At 67.3% G+C, this 13,198-nt stretch carries 17 protein-coding genes; 10 read left to right on the top strand and 7 right to left on the bottom strand.

What is annotated here, in order from left to right; all coding sequences use genetic code 11:
- Positions 1-20 precede the first annotated feature (20 nt).
- Positions 21-221 (top strand): hypothetical protein, encoded by a 201-nt coding sequence (locus tag PBT88_RS08150; protein WP_270078698.1) that lies wholly within the window; start codon positions 21-23, stop codon positions 219-221.
- 27 nt (positions 222-248) lie between these two features.
- Here the strand turns inward: PBT88_RS08150 and PBT88_RS08145 are convergent, their stop codons facing one another.
- A complete protein-coding gene (locus PBT88_RS08145; RefSeq protein ID WP_270078697.1) occupies positions 249-437 on the bottom strand; it encodes a hypothetical protein in 189 nt (62 codons plus the stop codon).
- 78 nt (positions 438-515) lie between these two features.
- Entirely contained in the window at positions 516-932 is a 417-nt protein-coding gene (locus tag PBT88_RS08140) for a MerR family transcriptional regulator (protein ID WP_270078696.1), read from the bottom strand.
- Between the two features lie 54 nt (positions 933-986).
- Between PBT88_RS08140 and PBT88_RS08135 the strand changes: the two genes are divergently transcribed.
- Entirely contained in the window at positions 987-1,739 is a 753-nt protein-coding gene (locus tag PBT88_RS08135) for a glutaredoxin (RefSeq protein ID WP_270078695.1), read from the top strand.
- Between the two features lie 77 nt (positions 1,740-1,816).
- Here the strand turns inward: PBT88_RS08135 and PBT88_RS08130 are convergent, their stop codons facing one another.
- On the bottom strand, positions 1,817-2,260 hold the full coding sequence (locus PBT88_RS08130; RefSeq protein ID WP_270078694.1) for a pseudoazurin: 444 nt from the start codon (positions 2,258-2,260) through the stop codon (positions 1,817-1,819).
- A gap of 283 nt (positions 2,261-2,543) precedes the next feature.
- Here PBT88_RS08130 and PBT88_RS08125 point away from each other — a divergent pair, with 283 nt between their 5' ends.
- The 7 genes from PBT88_RS08125 (at position 2,544) to PBT88_RS08095 (ending at position 7,201) form a co-directional block, all read left to right on the top strand.
- Positions 2,544-3,296, top strand: coding sequence for an SDR family NAD(P)-dependent oxidoreductase (locus PBT88_RS08125; RefSeq protein ID WP_270078693.1), 753 nt, complete (start codon positions 2,544-2,546; stop codon positions 3,294-3,296).
- A 142-nt stretch (positions 3,297-3,438) separates the two neighbouring features.
- Positions 3,439-4,527: a catalase family peroxidase gene (locus PBT88_RS08120; RefSeq protein WP_270078692.1), complete on the top strand. Its 1,089-nt coding sequence runs from the start codon at positions 3,439-3,441 to the stop codon at positions 4,525-4,527.
- Complete coding sequence (locus PBT88_RS08115) at positions 4,524-5,048, top strand: cytochrome b (RefSeq protein ID WP_270078691.1); 525 nt, start codon at positions 4,524-4,526, stop codon at positions 5,046-5,048. Before PBT88_RS08120 ends, PBT88_RS08115 begins: the two co-directional genes overlap by 4 nt.
- Before the next feature lie 53 nt (positions 5,049-5,101).
- Positions 5,102-6,202 carry a DUF2252 family protein gene (locus PBT88_RS08110; RefSeq protein ID WP_270078690.1) on the top strand — a complete coding sequence of 367 codons (1,101 nt, stop codon included), beginning with the start codon at positions 5,102-5,104 and terminating at the stop codon, positions 6,200-6,202.
- Positions 6,199-6,498 carry a hypothetical protein gene (locus PBT88_RS08105; RefSeq protein ID WP_270078689.1) on the top strand — a complete coding sequence of 100 codons (300 nt, stop codon included), beginning with the start codon at positions 6,199-6,201 and terminating at the stop codon, positions 6,496-6,498. The genes PBT88_RS08110 and PBT88_RS08105 overlap by 4 nt, the downstream gene beginning before the upstream one ends.
- Positions 6,499-6,549: 51 nt before the next feature.
- Positions 6,550-6,990: a DUF2721 domain-containing protein gene (locus PBT88_RS08100; RefSeq protein WP_270078688.1), complete on the top strand. Its 441-nt coding sequence runs from the start codon at positions 6,550-6,552 to the stop codon at positions 6,988-6,990.
- 61 nt (positions 6,991-7,051) lie between these two features.
- Positions 7,052-7,201 (top strand): hypothetical protein, encoded by a 150-nt coding sequence (locus PBT88_RS08095; RefSeq protein WP_270078687.1) that lies wholly within the window; start codon positions 7,052-7,054, stop codon positions 7,199-7,201.
- Positions 7,202-7,219: 18 nt separating this feature from the next.
- On the opposite strand, the gene PBT88_RS08090 is transcribed toward PBT88_RS08095, so the two are convergent.
- Both PBT88_RS08090 and PBT88_RS08085 read right to left on the bottom strand, forming a co-directional pair.
- A complete protein-coding gene (locus PBT88_RS08090; RefSeq protein ID WP_270078686.1) occupies positions 7,220-7,516 on the bottom strand; it encodes a hypothetical protein in 297 nt (98 codons plus the stop codon).
- 81 nt (positions 7,517-7,597) lie between these two features.
- Positions 7,598-8,344, bottom strand: a complete 747-nt coding sequence (locus PBT88_RS08085) for a cell wall hydrolase (protein ID WP_270078685.1) — start codon at positions 8,342-8,344, stop codon at positions 7,598-7,600.
- Between the two features lie 349 nt (positions 8,345-8,693).
- Between PBT88_RS08085 and PBT88_RS08080 the strand changes: the two genes are divergently transcribed.
- Positions 8,694-9,833, top strand: a complete 1,140-nt coding sequence (locus PBT88_RS08080; protein ID WP_270078684.1) for a zinc-binding metallopeptidase family protein — start codon at positions 8,694-8,696, stop codon at positions 9,831-9,833.
- Between the two features lie 4 nt (positions 9,834-9,837).
- Here PBT88_RS08080 and PBT88_RS08075 read toward each other — a convergent pair whose 3' ends face one another.
- Positions 9,838-10,719 carry a transglutaminase family protein gene (locus tag PBT88_RS08075; protein WP_270078683.1) on the bottom strand — a complete coding sequence of 294 codons (882 nt, stop codon included), beginning with the start codon at positions 10,717-10,719 and terminating at the stop codon, positions 9,838-9,840.
- Entirely contained in the window at positions 10,716-13,196 is a 2,481-nt protein-coding gene (locus PBT88_RS08070) for a circularly permuted type 2 ATP-grasp protein (RefSeq protein WP_270078682.1), read from the bottom strand. Before PBT88_RS08070 ends, PBT88_RS08075 begins: the two co-directional genes overlap by 4 nt.
- Positions 13,197-13,198 lie beyond the last annotated feature (2 nt).

Below are 13,198 nucleotides of genomic sequence, written 5' to 3'. Positions count from 1 at the left end.
TCGCTCGCTATCGGGCCGCGATGAGTATCAAAGCCACGATCATGAATGCCGCCACGGGCGAGCCGATCCAGAAATTCCTGTTTGGCAGGATGCCCCGTTTCGGCGAGGGTTTCGTCCTGGAATCGGGCGAACGCGTCAGCGCGCAGCGCGTCGATGTCGGAAAACCGGCGCCGGGCAAGTTCATCACCCCGGTCGACGTCTGGGTGACGCTGAAAGACTGAAGCCCCGGCGGATGCCGGAGCGGCGGATCAGGCTCTCGCCGACTTCGCCGCCGCATTGACGAGGGTACGCTCGATCGTATCCTCGGCCGACTGGGCCATCTCGTCCCACATGGCGGCGGACCGCTCGTGCATCGCACGACGGTTGGCAAGATCGGACTTGGCTGCGAGCGCGCGCTGGGCGGCTGCCTGTGCGCGGTAATGTTCGGCGGTGGTCATGGCGCTCGCATAGCCGCTCGGCGCGATTCCCCCAACGAAATATGAAATCACCGTCATGACCAATTTCACATCGTTCGGTCAGCCGAACGCCTGAATGATCGGGCAAGGCCCGTCCGGCTGATTCTCGCACGCCATGACGAGCCCGACGAGCGCCGCACGTGCCGCCTGCATGTCCGCGATCTTGCTGTCCAGTTCGGCGACGCGCGCGCTGGCCAGGCGGTGCGCCGCCTGCCGATCCTGCCCGGCGTCGAGCGCCAACAACTCGCCGATCTGATCGAGCGTGAACCCCGCAGCCTGGGCCGAACGAATGAAGCGGAGGCGACCGATATCCTCCTCCTCGTAGCGCCGGATGCCCGCGCCGGTCCCGGCGGCCGGTCGATCCGGTAGCGCAAGCAGGCCACGCCGTTGATAATAGCGCACGGTCTCGACCCCGACGCCGGCCAGCCTGGCCAGCTTTCCGATCGTCACCGTTCCCATCGCTTGACTCCGTATCATGGTACGGACGGCATAAGGGACGGCGCAGATCGCAGGCAATCCCGGAGAGACATGATGGCGACCCAATCGGCCAGACAGGCCACCCTCTATCGCATGGTGATGCCCGATCATGTCTGCCCGTTCGGGCTCAAGGCACTGCATCTGCTTCGCCGGCAGGGTTATGCAGTCGACGACCATCATCTGCGCACCCGCGCCGAAACCGACGATTTCAAGGCCGCACAGGATGTGAAGACGACGCCGCAAATCTTCATCGGCGGCCGGCGGATCGGCGGCTATGACGATCTGCGCCGCCATTTCGGCAAGACCGTCCGTGATCCCAAGGCGACCAGCTATCGCCCGGTGATCGCGGTTTTCGCGATGACCGCGTTGATGGCGCTTGCGGCCAGCATCGCCGCTTATGGCACCCCGCTGACGATCCGAGCGGGCGAATGGTTCATCGCCTTCAGCATGTGCGTGCTCGCGATCCTCAAGCTCCAGAACGTCTCGCGCTTTTCCAGCATGTTCCTGGGCTATGATCTGCTGGCCCGGCGCTGGGTGCCCTATGCCACCCTCTATCCCTTCGCCGAGGGCCTCGCCGGCCTGTTGATGATCGCCGGCCGGGGCCGCTGGCTCTCCATCCCGATCGCGCTGTTCATCGGCGGAGTCGGCGCCGTTTCGGTCATCAAGGCAGTCTATGTCGATCGGCGGGACATCCGCTGCGCGTGCGTCGGGGGCGACAGCAACGTGCCGCTCGGCGCCGTGTCGCTGATCGAGAATATCATGATGGTGGCGATGGCGATCTGGATGGCCGCGATGCCGGCGGCGTGAACCCGATGATATGATCCCGGTGGCGCGCGCGATACCAGCGCGCGCCAGTCGGGTAGATCGGGAACGCCGGCGCTGCGTCAGCCAGCGTTGGCGAGCATCGGCGTCATCCGCCTGGCGGCGAGCGGCGGCAGCTTCACGGCGGCAGCGGCGGCGGCGTTGGGAGCGCTGCCCTTCCCCACCTTCACCAGCGCGACCATGCCCATCGAGAAATGGGGCTTGCACTTGATCCCATAGAGGCCGGGCTTGGACAGGGTGAGGACATAGGCCTTGTTCATCACTCCGGGCGGGACGTCCGCACCGGCCGGCACCATGCCGGGAATCGCTTCGGCATTATGGCCGGGATCCGTGGGCACGAAATGAACGATATCGCCGACCGATGCCTGCACATAGGCCGGCTCGAACACCATGATGCCCGCAGCACCCTGATTCTTCATCTGCACGACGATGTCCTTGGCCAAGGCGGGAGCCGCGCCCAGCGCGCACAGGCCGGCAGTCAAACCCAGAATCTTGATGATCGTCATGAAAAGAGTCTCCGAACACGGTCTTCCATCGCCTGTTGTCGGCCCGCGACGGCATTTTGCCAATGGCCCGATCATGTCCTTTCAGCATCGCGGGCGGCGGGAGGCACGGTGACGCACGGCCCCACGATGAACGGGCGCGATGAACGGGCGCGACCTGGTCGCACATCATATCTCGGTTGCGCACCATTTGGCCCCAACCTCTTCCTTGCGCCCGATGAAACGGCCTAACATCACCGGATCGATCGTCGCCGTCGCCGGGGATGATCTCGACCAGGAGATATGCATGACGAAGACTGTCCTCATCACCGGCGCCACCGCCGGCATCGGCGAAGCCGCCGTCCATGCCTTCGCAGGCGCCGGCTGGCGCGTGATCGCGACCGGTCGCCGCCGCGATCGCCTCGACGCGCTGGTCGCATCCGTAGATGCCGGCAAGGTCCATGGCGCAGCCTTCGATGTGCGCGACGAAGCCGCCCGCGACGCGGCGCTGGACGCGCTGCCCGAGGATTTCCGCGCCATCGATCTGCTGATCAACAACGCCGGGCTGGCATTGGGCACCAAGCCCGCGCAGCAGGCCGATGTCGCGCAGTGGAAGACGATGATCGACACCAATGTGACGGCGCTGGTCTCGCTCACCCACAAGGTTCTGCCCCGCCTGATCGAGCGCAAGGGCGCGATCATCAACCTCTCCTCGGTGGCGGCGACCTACCCCTACGCTGGCGGCAACGTCTATGGCGGCACCAAGGCGTTCGTGGAGCAATTCTCGCTCGGGCTGCGATCCGATCTGCACGGAACAGGCGTGCGCGTCACCTCGATCGAGCCGGGCATGGTCGAAACCGAATTCACGGTCGTCCGTACCGGCGGCGATCAGGGCGCATCGGATACGCTCTACAAGGGGGCCAACCCGATGACCGGAGACGACATCGCCGCGACGATGCTGTGGATCGCGCAATTGCCGCCGCACCTGAACATCAATCGACTGGAGCTCATGCCGGTGAGCCAGTCCTTCGCCGGCTTCCAGGTGGCGCGCGAGGGATAAGGCGTGGCGGCCGCGGTTCCGGGCGCATGAGGCTTCAGCGGGAGATTGCATTCCCTCCCGACAATCAGCCATCATCCGTAACGATCTGCCGGCTCGCGACGAAGAGCCACGACGAGCCTATCGATCGCCGGGAGAATGACGCATGACGACACCGATCCGAACCCTACCCCGATTGGCCGTCATCGCCGCCATTCTCGCGGCGGTGGTGGCAGTGTTCGCCTGGGTGGGCGGGTTCCTGTCCCCGGCCCGGATCAGCGGCAGCGGCGTCGCCGACTCGCTTCAGACCGCCAATGGCAAGATCTACCCCGGCTTTCGCCGTGCCCATGCCAAGGGGCTGTGCGTCAGCGGGCATTTCGACGCGAATGGGGCTGGCGTCGCCCTGTCCCGCGCGGCGCTGTTTCCGGCAGGATCGGTGCCGGTGATCGGCCGCTTCTCGACCGGCGGCGGCGACCCGTCGGCAAGCGACGGCCGCAATGTCTTCCATGCGCTCGGCCTGCGCTTCGCGCTGCCCCATGGCGAGGAGTGGCGGATGGCGATCGATCACACGCCGATCTTCATCGTCTCCAACCCGGCCGACTTCCTGGCGCTCCAGCAAGCCGCCATTCCCGACCCGAAGACCGGCAAGCCCGATCCGGACAGGATGAAGGCGTTCGTCGCGGCGCATCCGGAAACCCGGCAATTCATGGACTATATGAAGACGGCGCCGCTGCCCTCCAGCTTCGCCAACGGCACCTATTACAGCATCGACGCCTTCCGCTTCGCCAATGCGCAGGGGCAGAGCCGTTTCGTGCGCTGGCAGTTCGAGCCGGAAACGCCGTTCGCCGCGCTCGACAAGGCGACGCTCGACCAGCAGCCGACGAACTTCCTGTTCGACGATCTGCTGGCGCGGATGCAGAAGGCACCGCTCAAATGGCACATGGTCGTCGTCCTCGCCAATTCGGGCGACCGCACCGACAATGCCACCGTCCGCTGGACCGGGCCGCACCGTCAGGTCGATGTCGGGACGCTGATACTGGATCATGCCGCCACCGAGGAAACCGGCGGCTGCCGCGACTATAATTACGACCCGCTGATCCTGCCGAAGGGCGTATCCGGTTCCGACGATCCGATCCTCGCGGCGCGTTCCGCCGTCTATTCGGCCTCGTTCCGCAGGCGCGCGATCGAAGGGCCGCGACCCGACGCGATCACCAAGGCCGAATCCCCAGCCAAGAGCCAGGAGGGCGCACGATGAGCCCGAACCGCTTCGCATTGCCCGCCCGCATCCTGCACTGGCTGATGGCCGCGCTGATCCTCGCGATGCTGCTGATCGGCGCCGGGATGATCTCGACCACGACCGATCGCTATCCCGAACTGCTCGCATGGCATCGGCCGATCGGGCTGGCGATCCTGATCCTCGCACTGGTCCGCCTCGCGGTGCGGTTGACCCACCGCGCGCCGCCGCTTCCTGCCGATCTGCCCGCCATCCAGGTCGCCGCGGCCAAGGGATCGCATTACCTGCTCTATACGCTGATGATCGCCATGCCGCTGATCGGCTGGGCGATGCAATCGGCAGGCGGCTACCCGATCATCCTGTGGAAGGGCTTCACGCTGTTCCCGATCCTGCCGCACGATATCGTCGTCTATGGCTGGCTGCGCTTCACCCATGGGTTGCTCGCTTATGCCTTCTTCCTGCTGATCCTCGGCCATCTCGGCGCCGCCCTGTTCCATGGCCTGATCCGTCGGGATGGCGTGTTTTCCAGCATGGCTGGCTGACGCCGGCAGCGGGATCGCTTGACGACGCAGTCCGATCGGTCGTTGATGGCGGCATGGCGCCACCGCAACGACCGATCGAATTCCTGCCGTCGATGGCCCGGCGCGAAGCGGGTATGCGGACGGCGCTCGGCCCGCTGATCGTCGAGAGCGATCTCCTGTCGAAGCATAAGCGCATGCGGAAGGATGCCTTCCTCTTCCTGCGCGGAACCTGCTGGCGCTGGGCGGAGACGGCCGCCCACGAATGCAACGACCTCACCCACGGCCCGGCGGTCGCTTCCATCGGCGACGCGCATGTCGGCAATTTCGGGCTGTGGCGGGATGCCGAAGGGCGGCTGATCTGGGGCGTCAACGATTATGACGAGGCCGCCATCCTCCCCTATCGCATGGACATCACCCGCCTCGTCGCCAGCGCGATGATGGCCCGGGGCGACAAGGACATGGCGGGCGAACTTTCGGAAGCCGCACTCGATGGCTATGCCGCGGGCCTCGCCGATCCGCGGCCCTATGTGCTGGAGCAGGATCATATCTGGCTCCGCGACATCTTCGTCGCCACCGACGACGAGCGCATCGATTTCTGGGCGAAGCTGCGTGGCGCCGCGGCCGGCGACGACATACCAGCCGCTTTCCGCGAGGCGTTGATCCCGGCTCTCCCGGCGGGCGCGGGCGAAGGCCGCTTCGCCCGTCGTCGCGCCGGGGTCGGCAGCCTCGGCCTGCCGCGCATCGTGCTGCTCGCCGACGATGCCGGCGGGCCGATCGCGCGCGAGGCCAAGGCGCTGCTGCCCTCCTGCTGGAGCCCCGACACCGTGGCCGGCGCGCATCTTGCCCTGTCCTCCGGGCCTTATCGCTGCCCCGACCCCTTTCTCCATCTGGCAGGCGGCATCGTCGTGCGCCGGCTGGGGCCGAACAGCCGCAAGATCGATCTCGATGCGAACAAGCGCCGGGTCCGGCGGCGCCTGATCGAGGCGATGGCCCGCGATATCGGCGCGATCCACGCGCAGGATGCCACCACCGCCACCGCGATCCGCCAGCATCTGCAGGACGAGGGGCATGGCTGGCTACCCCGCGCCGTCCAGGCGATGACGAAGGCGACGCTGCGGGATTGGCACGCCTTCCGCGATGGCACCGACCGCCATGGCAGGCCGTTGCCGCAATGAGCATGGACCCGCGCAAGGTCTTGGAGGTGATCGTCGCCTATCTGCGGCTGGGGGTGCGCGATGGCGGGCTGCCGCTCGATGTGCCCGGCGGGCGGGCCTATGGCCGCGAATTGCGCGCGATGGTCGAGCGTGGCGACCTGGCCATGCTGCGCGCCGCGCGTGGCAGCAACAGGCCCAACAGGCTCCACGCCACCCCGCAGGGCATCGACCGGCTGGCCAGCCTGCTGGAGCGCTATGGAGAGGATTTCGGCCCGATCACGATACTCGGCCAGGTCGAGAATGTCCGCGGCCGCTGAACGGCGCTGCACCGGCCCCTTCCGCCCTCGCCCATTGTCGGGCACCATCGCATGATGGAGAGTCAGGCCCTTGATATCGCAGCCCATGTCGTCCAGCTCGCGCTGACGCCGATCTTCCTGCTGGCCGGGCTCGCGCAGCTCCTCAACGTGTTCACCGCCCGGCTCGGGCGGATCGCCGATCGCGTCTATCGGCTGGCGCATGATCCGGATGCGGATTGCGCCGAACTGGATCGTCTCCGGCTGCGCTCGAGGCTGCTTGACGGCGCGGTGCTGCTCGCGGCCTTGTCCGGCGCGCTGACATGCTGCGCGGCGCTCACGATGTTCCTGGGCGCACTCCGCAACGAAGATGCCGCGCGGTTCCTGTATCTGGCGTTCGGCGGCGCCCTGGTCTGCGCGATCGCCGCGCTGGCGGCGTTTTCGATCGAGACGATACTCTCCGGAAAGACGATCCGCGCCCAGATGAAGAATGCCAGGGATGCGATGACCAAGTGAACGTATCGAAGGCCGCCCTTCGGCGTTAAGGAACGCTCATACCCTTGGAAGGACCACGCTCATGTCGCTGGACGACACCATCGTCGAAACGCCCGAAGGCCCCATGACGTGGGCGGAATGGAAGAAGAAGAATCCGGTACAGGTCCCGTCCCGGCGTACCAAAGGAAAAGACCTGCCCAACAAGATCAAGACGCGAACCGACGAACGCTGACGGCGCCGTCCGCGGCGATCAGACCGTGAAGACGGTGGTTCCGGCGTAACGCTCGGCCGATGGATCGAACAGCGCCTGCGGGGTGAAGGTGCGCTCGACCACCTGGGGTTCGCGCAGGCCGGTCAGCTTGAAGCTGCCGAGTTTCATCTCCTGCGGAGGCTGGCCGTCGCGCTCCAGCGTGACCGCGTCCACATAGAGCTCGCCATGGCGCGTATAGAGTATGTGCGGGGCCAGCTGCACCGCCGTCCGGTTATAGGTCGCCACCACGCATTTTTTCAGCGCCAGCGCTTCCAGAAACAGTTTGCTCGTATCCATGCGGGCCTCCTAGCGCATTCCAGAAACGCGCGTCGAGCGCTTTTGCTGCGTCGCAGCACGCTTCCGTGGCTTTTTGGGCCATTATGGACGCGGCGCCGCCGCAATATGCGGCCGGTAGAAGATATGGGTATCGATCTGCGCGATCTTGTCGAGCGATCCGATCCACCGCGGCACGATCCAGTCGGTATGATAATGGGTCGCCGTGCCGACATCGGCGAAGACATAGCCCGCAAGCGCCCGCTTGGCGGCCTTGCGGGCCTCCTCCCACCCGGCATGTTCCGGGCGCCGCTGCACCGATCCATCGCAGGCGAAGCTGAACTGGCAGCCGGTCTTCAGGCCCGCACCCTGGTAGACCACCCCGCACACCGTCTTGGGGAAGCCCGGCCGGCGCACCCGGTTGAGAACGACCTGCATCACCGCCCGCTGCCCGTCCCTGTCGTCCCCCGCTTCGTAGATCGCGACGGTGGCGAGGCATGTGGTCGCCTGGAGCCGCGCCGCCGGCGTGCCGTGGAAGACGAAGCGCGGGGCGGCCGTCAGGGGGCCGGCGACGAACGGGATCGCGGCATTCGCCTCGCGCGCCTGCGCCATCGTCAAGGGCTGTCGATGCGGGCTGGCGGACGGCCATTGCCATCCCCAGAGCACCGCATAACCGATACCGAGCAACGCAACGCCGACAAGAGCGATCAGGCCCTTGCCGATCCACTCCCGGCGGCGGCGCAACTGCGCCTTGCTGGGCCGGCGGCGGCGACCCGTTTTACCACGCCCCGCCATGTCAGCGGCGACCTGATCGACGGACGAACAGAGCGGGAACCTCCATGGTGGCGTCATAACCGACGCGATCGACAGGGCAAGTCCGAAGCCGCATCCCGATGCTCGCGAGTGCGCCGCCATATTCGCGTCGTGCGCATGGCCACGCCGCCGTGCTGCCGTCCGGCTGGGCGCGCGCGATACGGGCTGAACCATCCGGGCTTGCGTGGACCAGCGATAACGGGCCTGACAGCCGGCGTTGCCCGGAGGTCGCGTTGGGCTTCCGCCGGGTCCGGCTCCGGGGCCGGCTGGCGATGAATGACGTCGGTGGCAACTCTCCGGCGCATCGATGCGTTGGCGGCGTTCGAAGGGGAATCGCCGAGATGACGCTGCAAATTAGGACCGGGCAAATAAGGGCCGGGCTGCCACGATGATCGCATTAGCCTGCGCGCACTGCGCCCATCTGCTCGCCTTCGACGCGCGGGCCTGCCCCGCTTGTGGCCATGGCGCCGGTTTCGAGCCGGTCGCGGGGCGTTTCTACGCGCTCGACGATCAAGGCCTGTGGCATGACGGCGATCAGGCCGTCGAAGACCTGGTGGCCTGCGACAATGGCCGGCTCGGCGTCTGCAACTGGCTGCTGCGGGCGGACAGCGGCCGGGTGTTCTGCGACGGATGCCGGCACAACCGGATCATCCCGGACCTGACCATTGCCGGCAATCTCGAACGCTGGACCAAGATCGAGACCGCCAAGAAGCGCACTATCCACACGCTGATCCGGCTCGGCACGCCGCCCGCCGTGCGGGGGCCCGACCAATTCGGGCTGACCTTCGATTTCCTCTACGATCCGTCCGCCGAGAAGGGCTACGCCCCCGAATTGCTCACCGGCCACCAGGCCGGCCTCGTCACGATCAACCTGATCGAGGCAGACGACGTGGCCCGCGAACGGCTCCGCCGCGATTTCGATGAGCCCTATCGCACTCTGGTCGGCCATTTCCGCCACGAGATCGGCCATTATTACTGGCACAAGCTGGTCGAGTTCACCGCCGATCTTACGCCGTTCAGGGCGCTGTTCGGCGACGAGCGGGCCAATTATGCCGCCGCCATGCAGGGCTATTATGCCAGCAAGGACATACCGGGCTGGGAAGACGAATATGTCTCGCGCTATGCCACCATGCATCCGTGGGAGGATTTCGCCGAGACCTTCGCCCATTATCTCCATATCGTCGATACGCTGGCGACGATCGGCAGCTTCGGCATGGTCATCGACGTGGCGCCCGGTGCCACGCGCGGCCCGCAACCCGTGGTCGATTTCGATCCGTTCACGGCGGATACCGCGACGCTGGTCGATTGCTGGATACCGATGGCGTTCGCGATCAACGCGATCAATCGCAGCATGGGTCAGCCCGATCTCTACCCGTTCCGGATCACCCCGCAGATCGTGCTCAAGCTCGATTTCGTGAACCGGCTGCTGGCCTTTGCGGCGGGGCGCTGGACACCGGGGGATCGCGAAGGGGCCGGCCTCAAGGCGATGATCGCGACGCTCGGCCACGGCGTCGATCTGGCCGAATGACGCTTCAGTCGTCGAGCGGCACGACGTCGACAGAGGTTTCGATGCGCTGCGATCCGCCGCCGACGAAGATGCCGTCGATCGGCGAGACGTCGGCATAGTCCCGCCCGACGGCGGTCACCAGATGGCCCGAGCCGGCGACGCAGCCATTGGTCGGATCGAGGCCGACCCAGCCGCGCTGCACGCCGCACCACAAGGCCGCCCAGGCATGCATCGCATCGACGCCGACGAGGCGTGGCTTGCCGGGTGGCGGCACGGTGCGCAGATAGCCGCTCACATAGGCGGCGGGCAGCCCGACCGAGCGGAACGCCTCGATCAGGATATGCGCGAAATCCTGGCAGACGCCGCGCCGGATCGCGAACGCCTCAGACACCGGCGTGTCCGCCTCGGTCGCGCCGGGATCATAAGTGAAATCGCGCTGGATCGCCTTCGTCAGCGCCAGCCCGCTCTCGAACACCGGCGCATCCGGCGGCAGCAGCGGCCGTGCCCAGTCCGCGATCGCGCGCTCGCCCGGCAGCAGCGGCGAGGGATAGAGATAATGGGCCGGCGCCCATGAGCCCAAGTCGTTGCGCGCCATTGCCGCGGCCGCGATGGTGGCGATCGTCGGATCGGGCGAGGCGAGATCGAGCATCGCGTCCTGCGCGGTCGCATGGAAGCTGGCCCGGATTTCCAGCGTGGCGGTCGGTTGGCCGATCTCGACGCGGGTCAGGTTGAACGGATAGGCGCCACGCCGCTTCTCGCTCATCGACGGACGCGGTTCGATCGACAGCGCGAAATCCTCGATGGTCTGGCCCGGCCACGGCACCGGATCGAGCCGCAGATTGAAGCGCGCCATCCGCACCGCCGGGCGATAATCGATGCGGGTCACATGATCGACGCGATATCTCATGCCAGCCTCGACATCCCGGCGGCCCGCTCGCGGCCATGGAGGAAGAAGCGATCGCCGATCGCATCGGACAGGGCGTAAAGCTGCTTTTCGGTTCGTTCGAGGCCGGCATCGTCCAGCGTTTCGGCGGTGGACGCCGCCAGCATAGCCGCCAGCGCGGTGGCGATCCGAACCGGCGGCTCCGGCATCCCGTCGTCGCGAAGCGTTGGCAGCGCGCCCAGGTGCCGCACGATGGAGCTGATCTGGAAGACCAGCGAGCGCGGATTTTCCGGCTCCAGCAGCAGCATGTCGCGCACCGGCATCAGAGCGAGGCCGGAGAGGTAGCGCGTCCGGAAGCTGATCTGGCAGTCGCACAGGTCGAGCAGCAGGCCGAGATCGTCGCTGCTCGCCTCCCCGCGGGCGAACACGCGCACCAATCGGCAGAGATGGATGGCACGCTCGATCCGGCGGCCCATGTCATGGAAGATCCAGCCATGGCCGCGCACCATATTCTCGGCGGCGAGCCCGCTCAGCGCGGCGCAGCGATCGATTCCCCGCGCGGCATGTTCGATCAGCGCCTCCGCCTGCGTGCCCTTGGTCAAACGCAGCGGATGCGAGAGCAGGCGCCACACATCGACCGCGAGCCGCTCGCGCAGGCCCAGGCCGATGGTCTCGGCGGACTGGAACAGGGCATGGGCACTGCCGGAACAGGCGGTATCGCCGATCGCGCTGGCGCAGAGCGCCGCGACCCCGCCCTTGCTCGCCGCGCGCGGGGCCGCGCCCCATTCGACGAGCATGTCCGCCACCCGATCGAGCGTCGTCTGCTGGAGCCCGGAGGCCGCATCGACCTCGATCGTGCCGCCGAGCAGCGCGCGGACCATCCGCAACACCATCTCGCCGCGTTCCAGATAGCGCGAGAGCCAGAAGAAATTATCGGCAGCCTTGCTCGGCAGGGTGCCCGCGACCCGGCGGATGGCGGGGGACGGGCTGGTATCGAGCAGCGAGACGCTGGTCTCGGGACGATCCGAGACGATGCAGACATCGGCGGACATGTCGCCGCCGCCCATCAGCACCGCGCGGATATCCTCGTGCGCCGCAAGCCGCGCGAACCCGCCCGGCATCGTCCGCCACGCGCCATCCGCATCGCGGGCGAGGAAGGCGCGCAGCACGAAAGGCCTCGCCGCCAGCGCGCCGCCGATCAGCGCCGGGGTGGTGGACAGCTGGACGAGCTCCTGCCCGACATAGTCCATCGGCCGCCGTCCCATGTCGTCGAGCAGCAGCGCCCTTTCGGTATCGCCGAGTCTCGCGCCCATGCGCGGCTGTCCATCGGGGAGCGACGGCAGGCTGCGGCCGAACGCCGATCCGATCGCCATATGGCCGATCCCGGCGCGCACGATCGCCTGCTCGCGCGGCTGCCCGCACCACCATGTCGCGATGTTGGGCAGCTTCAGATCGACGCCGAGCAATGCCCGTGCGAGCTTCGGCAGGAAGGCACCCAGCGCCGGCGACTCCACGACGCCGGCGCCGGGCCAGTTGGCGACGGCCAGCCCATCCTGGCCGAGCACCTCGAACAGATCGGGCACGCCGATCTTGGAGCGCGAATCGAACGCCAACGGGTCGAGCAGCCTGGTATCGAGGCGACGCCAGAGCGCGTCGATCCGCTTCAGTCCTTCGATCGTGCGGACGTAGAGGCGACCATCCTCGACGGTGAGATCCTCGCCCTCGACCAGCAGCAGGCCGAGATAGCGGGCAAGATGCGCCTGCTCGGGATAGCTCGGGTTGAAGCGGCCCGGCGTCAGCAGCGCGATGCGCGGGTCGACCCGTTCGCAGCAGGCGGCCAGTCCCTGCCGGAAGCTCGCGAAGAAGGGCGCGAGGCGCCGCACATTCATGTGGCTGAGCAGATCGTTGGTGGCGCGCGTCATCGCCAGCCGGTTCTCGATCGCATAGCCCGCCCCCATCGGCGTGCGGACATGATCGGCGAGAACCCGCCATCCGCCGTCCGGCCCGCGCGCCAGATCGAGCGCGTAGAATTGCAGGCGATGCCCGCGCGGCGGTGCGCGGCCGATCATCTGGCGCCAGTAATCGGGGCTGCCGGTGACGACGGCTGCCGGCAGATGACCGTCCGCGACGAGCTTGCCGGGGCCGTATATGTCCGCGATCACCGCTTCCAGCACGTCGGCACGCTGGGCCGCGCCGCGTTCGATCGCCTGCCATTCGACGGCCGGGATCAGCAGCGGCACCGGGCTCAACGGCCACGGTCGTTCGTCCGCCTCGCCCGCCAGCCGGAAGGCCATGCCGAGATCGACCACCTGCCGCGCGGCGCGCTCCTGCAAGCCGGTGAAGCCGCCACGGTCGGGCGCGGAGAGACCGGCGAGCATGGCGGTCCAGCGCGCCGCCATGTCCGGGCCGGATCCCAGCATCAGGTCGGTCGGGCTCGCCTCGCTGGCATAGCGGCGCAGCGCGAGGGCCAGCGTATCGCCATCCCCTCCCCCAGCCATCATCG

It is taken from the genome of Sphingomonas abietis (assembly GCF_027625475.1).
GTDB classification, from domain to species: domain Bacteria; phylum Pseudomonadota; class Alphaproteobacteria; order Sphingomonadales; family Sphingomonadaceae; genus Solisphingomonas; species Solisphingomonas abietis.
Note: the sequence above shows the minus strand (reverse complement) of the source record. Positions and strands in the feature narration are given on the sequence as shown.